Raw genomic sequence first — 17,628 nt, forward strand, 5'->3', positions numbered from 1 at the left:
AAAGAGAAGCGAAGATCAACGTGGAACCTATATCGTGAATCGAAGCGGCGGCCGCGGCAACGATGTGAAAAAAGCGGCTGTCATGTAAGCGTATGGCAAACAATCGGTGACAGAGGGGGAGAGAACGATGAAAGTGCTCGTGCTTGGAGCGGGGCTGATGGGCAAAGAAGCGGCGCGCGATTTAGTACAAAGCCAAGATGTTGAGGCGGTGACGCTGGCGGATGTCGATTTGGCTAAAGTGGAGCAGACGGTGCGGCAGCTTCATTCCGAAAAGCTTGCCGCTGTGCGGGTGGATGCCGGCGATCCGCAACAACTGGCAGCGGCCATGCAAGGGCATGATGTCGTCGTCAATGCCTTGTTTTACCGCTTCAATGAAACGGTGGCGAAAACAGCTATTGCAGCTGGCGTCCATTCTGTCGATTTAGGCGGCCATATCGGCCATATCACCGACCGGGTGCTTGAGCTGCATGAACAAGCCCAAGCCGCTGGGGTGACGATCATTCCGGATCTTGGCGTCGCGCCGGGGATGATCAACATTTTATCCGGCTATGGGGCGAGTCAACTCGATGAGGTGGAATCCATCTTGCTGTATGTTGGCGGCATCCCCGTCCGCCCTGAGCCGCCGCTCGAGTACAACCATGTGTTTTCGCTCGAGGGGCTGCTTGACCATTACACCGATCCGTCTCTCATTATCCGCGACGGCCAAAAGCAGGAAGTGCCGTCGCTTTCGGAAGTCGAGCCGATTTATTTCGACCGGTTCGGGCCGCTTGAAGCGTTTCACACCTCAGGCGGGACGTCGACGCTCTCGCGCTCGTTTCCGAACTTGAAGCGGCTCGAGTACAAAACGATCCGCTACCGCGGCCATGCAGAAAAATTTAAGCTGCTCGTCGATTTGAACTTGACGCGCCACGATGTGGAAGTGGAGGTCAATGGATGCAAAGTCAAACCGCGCGATGTGCTGCTTTCCGTCCTGAAGCCGCTGCTTGATTTGAAAGGGAAAGATGATGTGGTGTTGCTTCGGGTCATCGTCGGCGGCCGAAAAGGCGGGAAGGAAACGGTATTGGAATACGAGACCGTCACGTTTAATGACCGCGAAAATAAGGTGACGGCGATGGCGCGCACGACGGCCTACACCATTTCCGCTGTCGCCCAGCTCATCGGCCGCGGGGTGATCACAAAGCGCGGCGTCTATCCGCCGGAGCAAGCCGTGCCAGGAGAGGTGTATATTGAGGAAATGAAAAGGCGCGGGGTCGTGATTAGCGAGAAACAAACGATTCGCCCTTGCTAAAAGGAGAGGGAGCGAATGAACAGGCAGCCGATGGGAAGCCGCGCGAAACCCGAACAGGCTGCCGATAAAGAAGCGCCCGTTTTCAGGTGAAAACGGGCGCTGATCCATGCCAGCCAGCGGGTCTTCCAGCTTGCGTCAAGTTGTGCTGTTTTGGCCTTGTCGTTGGTCAGACTGTTTTCGTCGCCGACGGTTCGTGTTTGTGCCAGACGAGAAAGAGAAAAGCGACAAGCTCGATCCGCGCCCGGATGCCGCTCGATGAGTGCGTGGGCGTTCATAATGAATCCAGGAGTGCAATAGCCGCACTGAAAGGCGAAGTGGCGGACGAAGGCGTGCTGGATGGGGGCATCATCAAGCCCTTCGATCGTGGTGATTTCTTTGCCGACCGTTTCGATAGCCAGCATCATGCATGATTTGATCGGCGTGCCGTCGACTAAGACGGTGCAGGCGCCGCAGTCGCCGTTCAAACAGCCTGGCTTGGCTCCGGTCAGCCCCAGCCCATCGCGCAAAACAAACAGCAGCGTTTCGGCTTGGCGAGTGACGATCGATCTTCGTTCTCTATTAACGTGCAGCACAAGCTCCCGCTTTGTCGTTTCCTCCATGTCCGCATGCTCACCTCCTGTTTAGACGGTTTCTCCGTCTCCGAGCTCACGAAGCATATCTTCAAGCAGCTGGGCGGCGATGATTTGCGCAAGCACTGTTTTCGTGCCCGTGCCGATTTCGACGACGCCGGAGATGACGTTGACGCTGCCGTCGGAGTTGAACGTTAAGATGACGCCCGAGCTAGCATCTGTGTCGATCGTCGATGTTTTCCAGCCGCCGCTGATGCCTTTGGCCCGTACGGTATAGGCGTCAAGCTCAACGCACTGCCATTCGTCCCAGCGCATCAGCTCGCGCAGGCGGTCAAGGCAGGCTGGCATGTTGCCGACGTTGCTTTTCGTGAGCCGCACTTGTGTGGGCGTCGTGTGGCCCGGGCGAATGGCGTTTTTGCGCCGCACCTCCCATGGGTCAAGTTGAAGCGTCTTCGCCAACTCATCAATGGCCCGTTCGACGGCAAATGCCTGCTCGCAATGGCCAAAACTGCGAAACGGTGTCGCGTACGGGCGATTCGTATAGACGCACAAAGAATCACAAAAGACGTTTTCGACATGGTATGGGCCGGTGCAATCGACGGCTGCGGCGCGGCTGACATCGATCGCCTTGTCGGAATAAGCCCCGCCGTCAAATAGAAATAAGATTTCCATGGCCTTGAACAAGCCCTCTTTTGTCGCGCCGATTTTGACGGTTGCCTCCAACCCGATATGAACGGGGGAGGTGACCATGTCGCATTCCCGGTTGTTCCAGACGCTCACTTTTCGGCCGCCGACCGCTTTGGAGGCAAGGTAGGCAAGCAACTCAAGCTGGACGGGCGCTTTTCCTCCGTAGGCGCCGCCGACAAGCGGCGTATGGACGATGACTTTGCCGGTTTCTTCGCCAAAGTACGTATGGAGCAGTTTTTTGATCATAAACGGCGACTGCGAAGAGGCAGAGATATGGATCATGCCGTCCGGCCAAATTTCTGCCGTGGCGCAGCGTGTTTCCATCGCGATATGATCGGAAGGGGCGAACGATACGCTTGTTTCGACGATGACGTCGCTTTCCGCAAACCCTTGTTCAATGTTGCCTTTTCGGATTTTCGTCCGGTGGGCGACGTTTGTCCCTGGCTCAGGATGAGTCGTTTTGTTTTTTTCATAGCGGTCGAGATGTTCATGCAATAATGGAGCGCCTTCTTTCAACGCCTCGCGCGGCGAGCCGACGGCTGGAAGCGGTTCGTAAACGACGCGGACGAGGCGGGCCGCTTGTTCGGCTTGCGCGAGCGTATCGGCTACGACGACGGCGACGACTTCGCCATAGTAGCGCACTTTGTCGACGGCGATCGGCGGACGATCGCGCATGTCTTCACCGGTAAGCGGCAGCCCCTCGCCGGTCACAACAGCATGGACGCCGTGGACGGCGAGCGCGCGGCGTGCATCCAGCGAGAGGATGCGCGCATGGGCGTATGGGCTTGTCACCAAGGCAGCGTGAAGCATTCCTTGTTCTTTGAAATCGTTCGTATACTTCGCCCGGCCGGTCACTTTATCCCACGCTTCTTTGCGGATGATGCTTTTACCGATGGCCATGGGGGCGTCCCTCCTTTTCTTCTCGATAGATGGTGGCGCGTTCATAATCGTCTTTTGTGTCGATGTCAATACCGGTTGACGCATCACCTTCGTACAAAAGGCCATGCCAGTGGGGATCGCGAAAGAGCGTGCGCCCACCGGCATCGCCGTCCAGCGCCAAGAGAGCGGGAAACATTGGGCTTCCAAAAATAACTGGGGGCATCGGCACACCGGAGCAGGAGAAGGCGGCGTAATCGGGACGATGGCGTCGATAAAGGCCGGCCAGCGCATTGATCGTGTCGGATGTGACGAACGGCTGGTCGGCCAATAAGACAGCAGCGGCGTCCGCTCTTTCCTCCATCGCTCGGCGCAACCCGCAGGCCAGCGAATGAGCCAGGCCGCGGTGACAGGCGGCGCAACGGACAAGGCGGCATTTGCCTAGCAGCGCGTCAGGAAGCCAGGCGAGCGTATCGGACGGGGGGATGACGACGATGACAGGCGCTAGACAGGAACGAAGCGCCGCTTTCAGGCCGGCGGTGCCAAGCGTCCCATCCCCCCCATGGCAGGGCGCGTTTATCGGCCCCCATCCGCCGGCTTTGTCCGGCCGCTAAATAAATGGCGGCGATCGTGATGTCCTTCATTGGGCAGCCTCCGCTCCATGCCTGCGCAACACGCTGATCAGCTCGGCGGTGATGCTGATGGCGATTTCATGTGGGCTGCGCGCGCCGATGGACAGCCCAACCGGCGAACGGACAAACGGCGGGGCGGAGCCGGAAGGAAAGAGGCGGTCGGTGCGCCGCCGCGGGCCGAGCACGCCAAGGTAGGCGAGCGGTTTGTCAGCCAGCAGCGAGACGAGTTCGCGGTCGCGTTCAAATTGGTGGGTCATCACGATGACAAAATCGCGTTCATTCAAATGGAGCATTGGCACCGTTTCATGCGGAAAGCCAACCACCCATTCATCAGCGTCGGACACATGGGATGGATGGCAAAACGCTGGACGCCAATCGCTTACGGTGACGGAGAACCCGGCGGCTTTGGCGGCTGAGACGAGCGGCGGGGCGTCCGGACCGGCGCCGAATACGACAAGGCGAGGTTTTGGCCAAAAGTGCTGAACGTAAAATGTTTCCCCGTCCACTTCGTACAAACCGCTTCGCCCTTGATAAAACGGCGTTTTGTGAAGCCATTCGCGCCATTCCCGATGCGGCGTCCGACGGCAACCGCCGAATTGTTCGCCTGTTTCGCTTTGGAAAAACGGCCGCTCGTCTGGATACATGATGCTTCGGACCATCAGTACATGTTCGCCGCGGTCAAGGCAACGCTTGAGCGCCAGCCAATCGAGTTTTGCGTCGCTTGTGACCGGCTCGAGCCAAATGTGGACGAGGCCGTTGCAGCCGGCGCCCTGCCCCCACGACCAATCATCCTCAGTCCGCAAGTCAAACGAAACAGCGGCTGCCTGGCGGTTCGCCAATACCTCACGCGCGTAAGCTGCCGCTGCTTCTTCCAGGCAGCCGCCGCTCAGCAGCCCGACTGTTTCTCCGTTGGCGCCAATCCACATGCACGTCCCTTCTTTTTGGTAGGCTGAGCCTTCCACACTGATGATGATGGCTAACACACCGTCGACCGGCGCGGCGGCGATCGCCTCGAGCACAGCATGGTAACTCTCCATGGCTCATCCTCCTTTCGCATTGCGCCAAAGGCGGCCGAGCTGTTGAAAGCGCGGTGGGATGATGCATCAACTTTCGCAATGGCCGTAAGCGGCGGCAGCGGATGCGGCATCGGTTCGCCCCCTTTCAAAAAAGGCTCTGCTATCGTTATATTTCTGTAACAAATGCCCATGACTGAAAAACAAAAGAAGCCAGCCGTCATCGGCTAGCTTCCTTGTTGTTGATCTGTTTTTCCTTTTCCGAGCCGTCCGGCCCGCTTTGCCGCCTCCCGCAGCAAATACTCGATCTGGGCGTTGACGCTGCGAAACTCGTCCTGCGCCCATTGTTCGAGCGCGGCATATAATTCATGGTCAATGCGCAGGGGAAATTGTTTTTTCTTTGTCATCGCACTCCACAACCGTTAATATAGACTGCCGGTATTGATCACCGGCTGGGTGGCGCGCTCGGAGACGATCGCGACCATTAAGTTGTTCACCATTGCGGCTTTTCGTTCATCATCTAACTCTAAAATGTTTTCTTTGTCAAGTTGTTCAATCGCCATTTGCGCCATCGAGACAGCGCCTTCGACGATTTTTTTCCGGGCGGCCAAAATGGCGGCTGCTTGTTGACGCTGCAACATGGCGCTCGCAATTTCCGGGGAGTACGCCAAGTGAGTGAGGCGCGCTTCCATCACCTCGACTCCGGCGACACGCAATCGCTCCTGCAGCTCAGCGGCGAGAACATCGGAAATAATATCGGCGTTGCCGCGCAACGTAATCTCGTTGTCGTCTTCAAACGTGTCGTATGGATATTTCGTTGCGACATGGCGGATGGCCGCTTCGCTTTGAATCTCAACAAATTGTTCATAATCATCAACGTCAAACACCGCCTTGGCTGAATCGATGACGCGAAAGACGACGACGGCGGCGATTTCAATTGGATTGCCTTGAACATCGTTCACTTTTAGCTTCTTGCTCGTGAAGTTGCGCACGCGCAGCGATACTTTCTTGCGAACGGTGAGCGGCACGGTGAAAAACAGCCCGCTGTCGCGAATCGTGCCAAAGTAGCGGCCGAAAAAAATGATCACTTTTGCTTGATTCGGCTGAACGATCGTGATGCCAGTCGCCAAGAAGGCGGCAAGGGCGAAGCAGAAAACGGCCAATAAGAGCTGCGCTTGAATGAGGCTGACAAAACCAGCCAGAACGAAAAGGGCGACGCATCCGATGCCGATAAATCCATCTATGCGCCATGCTTCTTGTTCTCTCATCCCTATCCCCCTTATAATGTCGATTTGATATTTATATGATATCATATAATCAAAAAAATGGAAAGCTGAAGATGAGAAGGTGGAGTGGTTGATGGCTCGCCGCGAAGCACATGTTTCCCCTAATTTTTCATCCAGAGGCATCAACGGCGATCATTCATCCTGTTACTGTTTTAATGAACTAAAAAATGGAAATTCATCATTGACATCGCTTTCATTGTCATCATACAATAGAAAAAAAGACCAATAGGTGTGTAGAAGCAATGGAACCAAGACAAGCGCGCATCGGCCGGCAGGCGTTGCTGCTGGCGATGCTGGATGAGGGGGAGGAAGGCCCGGTCTTGAGCCAGCTTGAGGCGCTTTCGTGGCGCTATTGCCAAGGGCGGGTCGGGGCGATGGAGCCGCAAAAAATCGTCGCGGCGATTGAGACGGCGGCAAAGCGGCATGGAGTGGTGGACGGCGGCTTGTACCGCGAGATGCACGCCTTATACCATGCGATTTTAGAGGCGGTGCATGGCGTGACGAGGGGGCAGGTAGAGCTGGGAGATTTGTTGAGAACCGCTGGCCTTCGTTTCGCCGTCGTGCGCGGCATGCCGTATGAACAGCCGAACGAAGGGGAATGGATCGCCGTTGCGTTGTACGGGACGATCGGCGCCCCGGTGCGCGGGCTCGAGCACGAGGCGGCGGGGCTTGGAATCAATCATATATAAGCACGCTCCATGCCTAGAGCGATGAGTCATGAGGAGGCGAACACTGCCATATGGCAGGCCGCCTCCTTTTTAATTGGGAAAGGAGCTTGATTGGGAAAACCAGTCAACTACCCCCACTTCGCTCACGCTTGAAGTGGAGGCTTGCAACTCCCCAGAAGTGCAAACGGACTTCGTCCTCCTTCCTTGACTTGGGGTTGCATTAGGGGCAGGTTGACAGCTGCTCAACGACGCAGGTCATGCCTGCATCGTTACCGATTCTCTTGGTGTGTCTGTTGGCAGTACTTGGCTTCCACACACAACAGACAGACCTACGCTCGATGTTTGACGGTTGCAACGTTTCCTGCAGCCAACTCCATCCATCGAGCAGCCGTGATTGGAGTGCCTTTATTGAACGGTTTTCTCCACGTCTTTATTCTATCATACACAAAAGAAAGGGGGAACGCGCATTCCTCTCCCACTTACTTTCTTTGGTCGTTGAAGTGGGAGTCTTCTGCGCGAAATAGGATGAAAGGGGATGGGAATGATGGTTGTGTTGACCGGACATACATTGACGATTGATGAGGTAAGACGTGTTGTCTATGAGCAGGAGAGGGTGGCGGCTGCGGAGGAAAGTATGAGGGCGGTCGCGAAAAGCCGCGCGGCAGTGGAGCAAGCGATCTCCGATGGGCGGACGATCTATGGCGTGAATACCGGTTTTGGCAAGCTCGCCGATGTGCGCATTGAAGGGAGCAGTCTTGAGCAGCTGCAACTGAATCTTCTCCGCTCGCACGCCTGCGCGGTCGGCGCGCCGTTTGCCGAAGATGTCGTGAGGGCGATGCTTCTTTTGCGAGCCAACGCGTTGTTAAAAGGGTACTCCGGCGTGCGGCCGGCGGTCATTGAGCAATTGCTTGCCTTTTTGAACGCCGGCATCCATCCGATCGTGCCGCAGCAAGGCTCCCTCGGCGCGAGCGGCGATTTGGCGCCGCTTGCCCATTTGGCGCTGGCGCTGGTCGGCGAGGGTGACGTGATGTACGAAGGGCGGCGGATGTCTGCTCATCAAGCGCTCTCACAAGCAGGGATTTCGCCGCTTTCGTTGCAAGCGAAAGAAGGGCTGGCGCTTATTAACGGCACGCAGGCTATGACAGCGGTTGGGGCGCTCGCTTGCTTGGAAGCGGAGCAGCTTGCGTATGAGAGCGAGTGGATCGCATCGATGACAATCGAAGCGCTGTACGGCATTCTCGATGCCTTTGACGCGCGCATCCACGAAGCGCGCGGATTTTCGGAGCAGGCGGAGGTGGCGGAACGAATGCGCCGCTATTTAGCTGGCAGCCAGCTTGCCACAAGGCAAGGGGAGCGGCGCGTGCAAGATGCGTACTCGCTCCGCTGCATCCCGCAAGTGCACGGGGCGTCGCTTAGGGCGCTTCGTTATGTGAAGGAAACGCTTGAAATCGAAATGAATGCGGCGACGGACAATCCGCTCATTTTTGCCGACGGGGCGGTGCTCTCTGGCGGCAACTTTCACGGCCAGCCGGTGGCGATCGCTATGGATTTGCTGAAAATCGCGGCGGCGGAGCTGGCCAACATCAGCGAGCGCCGCATCGAACGGCTCGTCAATCCACAGCTCAGCGAAGGGCTGCCTGCGTTTTTAAGCCCAGAGCCCGGCTTGCAGTCAGGAGCGATGATCATGCAATATGTCGCGGCTTCACTTGTTTCAGAAAACAAGACGCTGGCTCACCCTGCCAGCGTCGATTCGATTCCATCATCGGCCAACCAGGAAGACCACGTCAGCATGGGAACGACGGCCGCCCGCCATGCGTACATGATCGTGCAAAACGCAAGAAAGGTGCTGGCGATTGAGCTCATTTGCGCGTTGCAGGCTGTTGAAGCGCGCGGCATCGAGCGTATGGCCACGTCAACGCAGCGACTTTACCACGAGGCGCGCCAAATCGTCTCTTCGATTGCCGCAGATCGCGTCTTTTCCGATGACATTGAAGCGGTGGCTAAGTGGCTTGAGGAAAGAGCCAAACATGGCGTTGTTTGCCAGGAAGTGCGGGTGTAAAAGAGAAATGGTGGGGAATGAGGAGGGGAAGTGAAGTGGACAAATGGGAAAGAGCTTCGATCTCGCCAAAGGATAGGTGTTTGGAAGGAGATGGCCAAAGAACGGTGAGGAGATCGTAGAACGCTCAATAGGATCAGAGTGAAACGAGCATGGATTCGTGCTCTGTCTCAGGAAAGATAAGGAAGACGCATTCGTGAAAGCTGGCTTCCTTTTTTTAGAGACGACTTCATGGGCCTTGGACCGTCCATTCACGTCTCTTTAGAAAACGGGAGACGAATGTTGGCTAAGCGCAGCCAAAAAGGTTGGTGAAAGATGACCAATTTCGCCAAACCCACTGCTTTCGGCTGAAAGAGAAGTCCGTTTGAGAAGAGAGTCCGTTTTCTGCGACTTTTCACGAGATGGACTCGGGAAGCTTCTGCTTTCAGTGTCAGTGTAGGCAACGGGATCATCGCCCATTGTGTATCATCTCATCCGAGATTTTCGGTTGATTTCCAGTGAGGCAGTGGATGGGTTGATAGTTGTCCCCCACTGAAATTTGCAGTATGATGAAGAAGAAAAGCAAAGGGGAGAGGGGGGCTTTTGTTGACTATTTCTGCCGCGGCGCTGTTGGCGTTATGGAAGATTATTGCAATTGATATCATTTTGTCGGGGGATAATGCGGTCGTCATTGCGATGGCGACGCGCCGGCTGCCGAATGACCAGCGGAACAAAGCGATCGTATGGGGAACGGCGGGGGCGGTGCTGCTCCGCATTTTGTTTGCGGCGGTCATCGTCTTTTTGCTCAACATCCCGTTCGTTCACTTTGTGGGCGGTTTGCTGCTTGTCTGGATCGCCTATAAAGTGCTTGTTGAGCGGGAGGAGGAGGCCAAAGTGCAAGCGGCAGACCGGTTGCTGAAAGCCATCATGACGATCATCATCGCCGATGCGGTCATGAGCTTGGACAATGTCGTCGCCGTCGCCGGGGCGGCGGAAGGGCATCTAGGCATGCTAGCGCTTGGGGTCGCCATCAGCATCCCGATCATGATTTTCGGCTCCAAAGCGATCGTCCATGTGATGGAAAAACATCGTTGGATCGCATACGTCGGCTCGGGCATTTTGGCGTGGACGGCCGGAAAGATGATGGCAGGGGATGAAGGGGTATTGCATTGGTTTCACCTTTCTTACGGCCCGTTCGTCTACGCGGTGGCCGTTGGCGTGACGATTTTGGTCGTGTCTGCCGGCTACATCACGAATAAAAGAGCCGAGCGTGAAGAAGGGACGTTGATTTGAGCGGTTGGGGGTGGTGTGATGCCATGAACATCCGACGCATTCTCGTGACGGGAAGGCTTTATGCCGAGCTTGCCGCCCTTCTTCCGGACAAGCGGCCCGATAAAGCGTTTCGCTTTGTGGCGGAGGAAGAACTGACGGACGATGATTTCGTCTGGGCGGATGCGTACGTCGGCTTTCGGCCGGCCGGGCCGTTTTCGCTTGCCAACTTGCGCTGGGTGCATTCGCTTGGCGCGGGCGTTGACGCGTTTTTATGGAAGCGGGAATGGAAGAAGGACGTGCTGCTGACGCGGACGGTCGGCTCGTTCGGCGAGCAGATCGCCGAATATTGTCTCAGCTACTTGCTGCGCGACGCCCAATGCCATGACGTTTATGCATGGCATCAAGAGCAGCGGCAGTGGAAGCCGTTCGCTCCGAAGCGGCTTGGTGAACAGCGGATTGTCATTTATGGGACGGGTGAGATCGGCCGGCGCATCGCGGAAACGCTTCGTCTGTTCGGCGTTTCGCCGATCGGCGTCTCGCGAAGCGGCCGAGACACGCCGCCGTTTTCGGCTGTTTACCGCCATGAAGAGGCGGGGGAAGCGCTTGCCCGTGCTGATTGGGTGATCGCGGCCCTTCCACTCACCAAGGAAACGCATCATCTCTTTGACGAGACGTTTTTTGCCTGCCTGCACAATGCAGGCTTTATCAATGTCGGCCGCGGCGCGACGGTTGATGAGACGGCGCTTGTCGGCGCGTTGGAAAACCGAAATGTGCGCCTCGCCGTGCTCGATGTGTTTGAAGAAGAGCCGCTTCCGCCGCACTCGCCGCTTTGGGTTCATCCGAACGTCATCATCACCCCGCATATCGCGGCGCTCACGTCAGCCGAAGACGCCGCCCAAAGCATTTTAGACACGCTCCGTTGCATCGAAACCGGCGAACCGCTTGCCAATGCGGTCGATGTCAGCCGGCAATATTGAAGGGAAAAGGTGTCTCAAAAACACAATGGGACGCCTTTTTTCTATGGCATCATTGTGAAAGGAAGAAGGAATGTTAGAAATCTCGTTGAAATTTATAGAAAAAGCTATCTGAAAGCCCACGGTTTCAATCGAGGGATGAAAGACGGCATTGCTCGGCAATCCCTTAAGAGGATGGCTTCGAGCCACCATTTTTCTCTTTCGGTGTGAAATCTCAAAAGAAAAGGGGGCGAAGCCATGTCCACGATCACACTCAGGCTGGAGCGGCACAACCTAACGAAAGTTGCCAAATTTGTTAATGCAATAAAGACATTGCCAAAAAACATCACACGAGCCAACGAACGATAGAAAGACGCTTATCGCGGACCTTCACGAAGCTGCATGTATCTTCGAGGGTAGAAGCCGTGGAAAAAGCAAAGCAATTAGGGCTCATTCCAGAGTTTCATATGTTGCGAACGCCTTCACCGGATCGGTGAGGGCGTTTTCTTTTTGAAGTCCGCCATTTCGTGTCGGTATCCGCCAAAAAATGGCGGGGTTCCGACACAAATTGGCGGTGAAAAAATGATCATGTTGATTTATATTAAAAATTAAACCACTAAAGAAGGGGGGATCGATAAATTAGGGTGACTTCGAGATATCTTTTTTATAAACTGACTTGGTGTTGATATGGTGATGAAAAATGGTGTAGAGGGGGGAGAGTGAAGGTTATGTTTCACCCATTATATTTGAGACGATTGGTTATTTCACTGATTGTGTTTGCAGGAGGATTAGCGGGTCTATTCATTTCAGGAGGCAACTCAGTTGGAGCTTCCAACTTAGTGGAAAACCCTTCAAGCGACAGTGATCTTGCTGCTGTGCAGCAGAAGGTTGTCCATGCTTTAGAGGCTCGATGGCAGTTGATGATTGATCCGCAAGTGAACGTGAAACGGTTTTATGATCCGAGTGTTTCCGAACAAGAGGAAAGCCGTGAGCGTGCTTACGTAAGAAGACATTACTTGGAACCTGCTTATCGTGCTGGATTTCGATATTCAAATGTGGAGGTTCACCCCGTTTTCGAAAGTGTTGAGATCAACGGTAAAATGGCTAAGGTCCGGGCTCTGGTTTCTGTTGAGTATGAGTCCGTGTTTCCAGGATCGAATGAATCTGTGATCACCAAAGAGGCCAACATTCCTTATTCAGCTACATTGATCAAACGTGATGGAGATTGGCTGATTGTTGGGATGAACTACCAAGATACGTATTCGAAAAGAGGACAGGAAAACGGGCGGAAGGTTGGGGCATCAGGTTCAGAGAATCTGCCTATCTCAATCGCTGGAGGCGATGTTGTCATTCAGGGTTTTTACACCTATTACTCTCGCCAAGGAGCTGTCAACTACGCGAATCGATGGTGGAATGGACGTAACCCGAAGTACCGATTCTTTTCGAATGACTGCGCTAATTTCGTGTCTCAGTCGTTCTACGAAGGAGGCTCCGCTCGGCAAGCTTGGGTGGAACCGTATGTTTGGTGGTACAATGCCAAGGGGACTTCGGGAACCGGGGATGATGCGTGGACTTACAGCTGGTCTGTAGCCCACGATCAAGCGTATCATCTTTCCCGCAATAATGAGACAGATGAGCATCGCGGCACATACGTTTCCAAGGCAACTGATCTGCAATTGGGTGACAGCATATATTACGATTTTGACGGTGATGGCATCTTGGATCACAGCGCTATTGTCGTTGAGATCAGGAATGGTCAGCCGTATGTCAACTATCATACCAATGATACGTATCATCGCTATTGGGATTTGGGGGCCAAGACGACCCGGTTCCTCCATGTGACAGATTACTATTGGGTGAACTGATGAGAAATCGCGATGGATGATCAATCCATTTGGCCGTCAAACGGGCTAATTCCAAAGCTAGTATCCTATGGGAGGGGATGAAGTGCGTATAGGCATCCCGCTAGTTTTGCTCCTTGTCATGATTTTCTTTTCAGGGTGTCAGCAACAACAGACGGTCCCAGGGTATGAAGATATTCCCCTGCACCCAAAGGCGAGTGACATTCGTTCGGTGGATGAACGGGTGGAGTTTGTTGTTGCGTCTTCTTCGGCGGAGGAAGTGGCTGACTATTATCTTGACGAATTGGAGAAACGTCAATGGACTCAAGTTGACCGGTGGGGGTCAGCTTTTGTGTATGAGAAGAAGGGAAGGCAGATTTTGCTGGTCGTTACGGATGTGAAAAATCACGCGAAAGTGTCTGTCAGTCCGTTCCATCCGAATTGATCAAGACGTCAAACCGTTGCGAACAACGACTTTCGCTGCATCGAAACCGGCGAACCGCTTGCCAATGCGGTCGATGTCAGCCGGCAATATTGAAGGAAAAAAAGGTGCCCCATGATATCAAGAAGGGGCACCGTTTCGTTTTGGTCAACGGTCGGTGACGACGATATACGCCGCTTTCATCGGCCCGTGGACACCGACGACCAAGTTCATTTCAATGTCGGCCGAGTTGCTCGGGCCGGTGATGAAGTTGATGCACGACGGGACGAGCCCGCCTTTTTCGATTTGCTCGTGAATGACCGCCGCCGCTTGCGTCATGCGCGGCACGACCGTGCTTTTCGGGACGATGGCGATATATGTTTTCGGCAAAAAGTGAATGGCCCGCCCTTGTTCATTGCGCGAAAACAACACGACTGTCCCTGATTCCGCGAGCGTGATGTCGCTGAAGACGATGCCGACGTTCGCCTGCTCGGCGGCGTCAATGTTTTGGCGTCCAAGCGCCGGATTCCAAATATGGACGGTCGTTTGTTCCGCGGGCCATTCGTCGCGAAGCAAGGCGGACAGCCCGTACTCAGCAAAGCGCGGGTCATCCGGCACGATGACCGGACCGCCGCCATAGGCGGCCACTTGCCGCCTCAGCGCGCCGGCAAGTTCGGCGCTTGTCGTCTCGATGTAATCGGTATGGATCAATCCGCATTGTTTTTGCAACACGTTCAGCAAGTCGTCTTGGCTATAGCCGGCAAACACCGTCCATTGCGGCGCATAATCCCATTGCGGCCGGGAGACGCCGGACAGGCGCGGGCTTCTCCCAAGGCGCTCGGCGATGGTTTGCAAAAACGCATCGCGGTTTTGAATGGTGCCACGCGTCATGATGGATTCCCTCCTTTTTGGCGTGTTTGGAACCAGTCACGGAACCGTTCTTTGCTCGGCGCCGGAAATTCGCGTCTTTCCGTCCATGCTTTCAGCGGCCCGGGTCCTTTTGTGACGCGCCCGTCCTCTACAAACGGAGCGAAGGCGATCGGTGCGAATTTCGTGCCGAAGCGGTAGAGCGACGATGAGGCTGTCCCGAGGCGGAACGCTTTCATCGCCAGTTTTTCTGCGACCGGCGCTTTTCCTTCCCGCTCGACGATGATTTGGCGATGCTTGATGAGCAGCTCGTGAAGCGGGATTTTCACCGGGCACGCCTCGGTACAGGCGGCGCACAGCGAGGAGGCGTACGGAAGCTCCTTGTAGTCGTCGTAGCCGCCCAACAGCGGCGACAATACCGCGCCGATCGGGCCGGAGTAAATGGAACCGTACGAATGGCCGCCGATATGGCGGTAGACCGGGCAGACGTTGACGCAAGCCGCGCAGCGGATGCACTGCAGCACCGGTTGAAACTCCGTGCCTAAAATTGATGAACGCCCGTTGTCGACGATGACGAGATGGAATTCTTCCGGACCGTCGACGTCGCCTTCATCGCGCGGACCGGTGAGAACGGTGATGTAGCTCGTCAGTTTTTGCCCGACAGAGCTTCGTGTGAGCATGCTCACTAGCACTTCCATCTCCTCAAACGTCGGCACGATCCGCTCCATCCCCATGACGGTAATTTGCGTTTTCGGCAATGCGGTCACCAAATCGGCGTTGCCTTCGTTCGTCACAAGCGTGATCGATCCCGATTCAGCGATGGCGAAATTGCAGCCGGTGATGCCGATGTCAGCCGTCAAATAGTCGCGCCGCAGCATTTCACGGGCGTGGCGCGCAAGCTCAACGGGGTCGGACGATTTCGTATAGCCGAGCTTCCGTTGAAAGACATCGCGGATTTGCTCTTTGTTTTTATGGAGCGCCGGACCGACGATATGCGACGGCGGGTCATGGTCGTCAATCTGCAAAATGTACTCACCGAGGTCGGTTTCGACCACTTGACAGCCGATGGCCTCAAGCACCGGATTTAAGTTGATTTCTTCTGTCACCATTGATTTCGATTTGACGATTTTTTTCGCTTGCTTTTCCAAAGCGACGCGGCGGATGTAGTCGTTCGCCTCTTCGGCTGTTTGGGCGAAAAAGACGTGGCCGCCCCGTTTGGCAACGTTTTCACTGAGTTGCATTAAATAAAAGTCCAAGTTTTCGAGCGTATGCTTGCGGATTTGTTCAGCAAGCGACCGCCACTCTTCCCAATGGCCGAGCTCTTCGATGACGCCAAGCCGCCGCACATAGCCGCGGTCTTGCATGCCGGCGACCGCCCCGCGCATAAAATCGTTGTGCAAGTTTTCTTCGACCCGCTTCCAAAACGGACCGTTTTCAATTTTCATCGGCATGTCCGGGATCCTCCTCTCTTACTTTCGTTGATTGAGCACTTCGGCGATATGCATGACGCGAATCGGCTTGCCGAGCCGCTCGATGCGCCCGCCGATGTTCATTAAACAGCCGCAGTCGGCGCCGATTAAATAGTCGGCGTCCACTTCTTCGATATGCGCGATTTTTTCATCGACCATTTGTTCGGAAATCGGCCCCATTTTGACGGAAAATGTGCCGCCAAACCCGCAGCACTGGTGGGCGTTCGGCAGCGGAACGAGCTCAAGCCCTTTGACGTTTTTCAATAGGCAAAGCGGCGCTTCTTTGACGCCAAGAAGGCGGGTCATATGGCAAGACGTATGGTACGTCGCCCGTCCGTGGAGCGAGGCGCCGACATCTTCGACTTTTAGGACATCAACGAGAAATTGCGTCAATTCGTACGTTTTCGCCGCAAGCTGTTTCGCTTCCTCTTCCCATTCCGGGTCGCCGTGGAAAAGGTGTGGATATTCTTTTACCATCGCCGCGCACGAGCCGGATGGGGTGACGACGTAATCAGCGTGGGCGAACGCGCGCATCATCTGTTTCATGGCTTCTTTCGCCTCTTTGACGTAACCGCTGTTATACGCCGGCTGGCCGCAGCATGTTTGCGCTTCTGGAAAATCTACTTCGCAGCCGAGCCGCTCGAGCAGTTCGACGGTCGCCTTGCCGGCGTTCGTATAAAAAAGATCGATGAGGCAAGTGACGAACAAGGACACTTTCATTCGTTTCCCTCCTGTTTTTTGAGGATTCAGTGAACTGGTCATCTGATGACTATATGTCTATTATAAACCATTTTTTCAGATTCGTAGCTCTTTTTTGCAAAAAACGCACTCAGTTTGGCTGCTGAGTGTGAACGTAGCGGCGCAACACGTTTTCGACGTTTGTCAAATGGTCGAGCATGCGCGCCCGGGCGGCGTCTGGATTTTGTTTGCGAATGGCTTCAAAAATGGCCTGGTGTTCCGCAAGCAGTTTTTCGGTCGTCGTGTGTTTCGAAAACAGCCAAATGCGGCGCGTTTCCCGCATCGTTTCAACGATCATCCCGGAAACGCTGTTCATGATGCTTGTGAGCATCGGATTTTGCGATGCTTCGGCGATGGCCATATGAAACGCCCAATCGGCTTTTTCGCCAAGCTCATCGCTGCCGATGCCTTCTTTCATTTGTCGGAGCGCTTCCGCCATGGCTTCAAGATCGCGCTCTGTCCGTTTGGCAGCAGCGAGCGAGGCGGCGCCTGCTTCGAGCAGTTTGCGCACCTCAAGCAAGTGCCAAATATCTTCTTTGTTCATTAAGACGGCGATCGAAAGCGGAAATGTCATCATCGTCGGATCGAACTCACGCACGTACGTCCCTTCGCCTTGCTTCAATTCAATCAGCCCCATCGCTTTTAACGCGGTGAGCGCTTCGCGGATGGCGGCCCGCCCGACTTGGAACTGCTCGGCGAGCTGCTGGACGGAATCGAGCTTATCACCGGGCTTCAACTCGCCGTTTTTGATCATATCAAAAATCGCTTCGGCCACTTCTTCGTAAATTTTTTTCGTTTTGATCCGTTTAAATGCCAATGGATCCACCTCAATACGATAAAGTAGATTTCCGATTGTAGGGGAAATCTCCTGCAATGTCTATTATGATACAGCATCATGGGAAGAGACAAGCGCTTTTTGCAGTTGGGGAGAGGAAGCAGTGAGTGGAAAGTTCAAAAAAATGAAAAAACACCTATTGTCTTTTGGGGAAAACGCTTTTATAATTTGAGACAGA

General features: G+C 54.8%; 14 protein-coding genes and 4 pseudogenes. 8 read left to right on the top strand and 10 right to left on the bottom strand.

Annotated features, from left to right (window positions below; genetic code table 11):
* Positions 1-127: 127 nt before the first annotated feature.
* Positions 128-1,288, top strand: a complete 1,161-nt coding sequence (locus tag CV945_RS10500; protein ID WP_033009544.1) for a saccharopine dehydrogenase family protein — start codon at positions 128-130, stop codon at positions 1,286-1,288.
* A gap of 227 nt (positions 1,289-1,515) precedes the next feature.
* Here the strand turns inward: CV945_RS10500 and CV945_RS10505 are convergent.
* The 6 genes and pseudogenes from CV945_RS10505 to CV945_RS10530 form a co-directional block, all read right to left on the bottom strand.
* Positions 1,516-1,887, bottom strand: a pseudogene (locus CV945_RS10505) ((2Fe-2S)-binding protein); the annotation flags it as partial.
* A gap of 54 nt (positions 1,888-1,941) precedes the next feature.
* Positions 1,942-3,444, bottom strand: a pseudogene (locus CV945_RS10510) (xanthine dehydrogenase family protein molybdopterin-binding subunit); the annotation flags it as partial.
* Positions 3,431-4,064 (bottom strand): annotated as a pseudogene (locus CV945_RS10515) (NTP transferase domain-containing protein). The pseudogenes CV945_RS10510 and CV945_RS10515, both read right to left, overlap by 14 nt.
* A complete protein-coding gene (locus tag CV945_RS10520; protein WP_063329893.1) occupies positions 4,061-5,089 on the bottom strand; it encodes an XdhC family protein in 1,029 nt (342 codons plus the stop codon). Before CV945_RS10520 ends, CV945_RS10515 begins: the two are co-directional and overlap by 4 nt.
* Before the next feature lie 203 nt (positions 5,090-5,292).
* Complete coding sequence (locus CV945_RS10525) at positions 5,293-5,472, bottom strand: type II toxin-antitoxin system antitoxin (RefSeq protein WP_050368189.1); 180 nt, start codon at positions 5,470-5,472, stop codon at positions 5,293-5,295.
* Between the two features lie 15 nt (positions 5,473-5,487).
* Positions 5,488-6,333 carry an SPFH domain-containing protein gene (locus tag CV945_RS10530; protein ID WP_100659720.1) on the bottom strand — a complete coding sequence of 282 codons (846 nt, stop codon included), beginning with the start codon at positions 6,331-6,333 and terminating at the stop codon, positions 5,488-5,490.
* A gap of 260 nt (positions 6,334-6,593) precedes the next feature.
* On the opposite strand from CV945_RS10530, the gene hutP reads away from it, so the two are divergent.
* The 7 genes and pseudogenes from hutP (at position 6,594) to CV945_RS10570 (ending at position 13,565) form a co-directional block, all read left to right on the top strand.
* The gene (gene hutP / locus CV945_RS10535; RefSeq protein ID WP_100659721.1) at positions 6,594-7,040 is read left to right on the top strand and encodes a histidine utilization transcription antiterminator HutP; all 447 of its coding nucleotides are present in this window, start codon (positions 6,594-6,596) and stop codon (positions 7,038-7,040) included.
* Between the two features lie 523 nt (positions 7,041-7,563).
* Entirely contained in the window at positions 7,564-9,078 is a 1,515-nt protein-coding gene (gene hutH, locus CV945_RS10545; protein ID WP_100659722.1) for a histidine ammonia-lyase, read from the top strand.
* A 582-nt stretch (positions 9,079-9,660) separates the two neighbouring features.
* Positions 9,661-10,347: a TerC family protein gene (locus tag CV945_RS10550; protein WP_100659748.1), complete on the top strand. Its 687-nt coding sequence runs from the start codon at positions 9,661-9,663 to the stop codon at positions 10,345-10,347.
* A 23-nt stretch (positions 10,348-10,370) separates the two neighbouring features.
* Positions 10,371-11,303 carry a D-2-hydroxyacid dehydrogenase gene (locus tag CV945_RS10555; protein ID WP_100659723.1) on the top strand — a complete coding sequence of 311 codons (933 nt, stop codon included), beginning with the start codon at positions 10,371-10,373 and terminating at the stop codon, positions 11,301-11,303.
* Between the two features lie 296 nt (positions 11,304-11,599).
* Positions 11,600-11,776 (top strand): annotated as a pseudogene (locus tag CV945_RS10560) (response regulator transcription factor); the annotation flags it as partial.
* Positions 11,777-12,007: 231 nt separating this feature from the next.
* Entirely contained in the window at positions 12,008-13,144 is a 1,137-nt protein-coding gene (locus tag CV945_RS10565) for an amidase domain-containing protein (RefSeq protein WP_100659749.1), read from the top strand.
* 82 nt (positions 13,145-13,226) lie between these two features.
* On the top strand, positions 13,227-13,565 hold the full coding sequence (locus CV945_RS10570) for a hypothetical protein (protein ID WP_100659724.1): 339 nt from the start codon (positions 13,227-13,229) through the stop codon (positions 13,563-13,565).
* A gap of 144 nt (positions 13,566-13,709) precedes the next feature.
* Here the strand turns inward: CV945_RS10570 and CV945_RS10575 are convergent, their stop codons facing one another.
* The 4 genes from CV945_RS10575 to CV945_RS10590 form a co-directional block, all read right to left on the bottom strand.
* Entirely contained in the window at positions 13,710-14,432 is a 723-nt protein-coding gene (locus CV945_RS10575; protein ID WP_055358365.1) for a LutC/YkgG family protein, read from the bottom strand.
* Positions 14,429-15,859 (bottom strand): LutB/LldF family L-lactate oxidation iron-sulfur protein, encoded by a 1,431-nt coding sequence (locus CV945_RS10580; RefSeq protein WP_100659725.1) that lies wholly within the window; start codon positions 15,857-15,859, stop codon positions 14,429-14,431. The genes CV945_RS10575 and CV945_RS10580 overlap by 4 nt, the downstream gene beginning before the upstream one ends.
* A gap of 18 nt (positions 15,860-15,877) precedes the next feature.
* Positions 15,878-16,597, bottom strand: a complete 720-nt coding sequence (locus CV945_RS10585; protein WP_023633721.1) for a (Fe-S)-binding protein — start codon at positions 16,595-16,597, stop codon at positions 15,878-15,880.
* Positions 16,598-16,706: 109 nt separating this feature from the next.
* Positions 16,707-17,432, bottom strand: coding sequence for a FadR/GntR family transcriptional regulator (locus CV945_RS10590; protein WP_100659726.1), 726 nt, complete (start codon positions 17,430-17,432; stop codon positions 16,707-16,709).
* Between the last annotated feature and the right edge of the window lie 196 nt (positions 17,433-17,628).

The sequence above is a fragment of the Geobacillus sp. Manikaran-105 genome (assembly GCF_002809955.1).
Classification (GTDB): Bacteria; Bacillota; Bacilli; order Bacillales; family Anoxybacillaceae; genus Geobacillus; species Geobacillus thermophilus.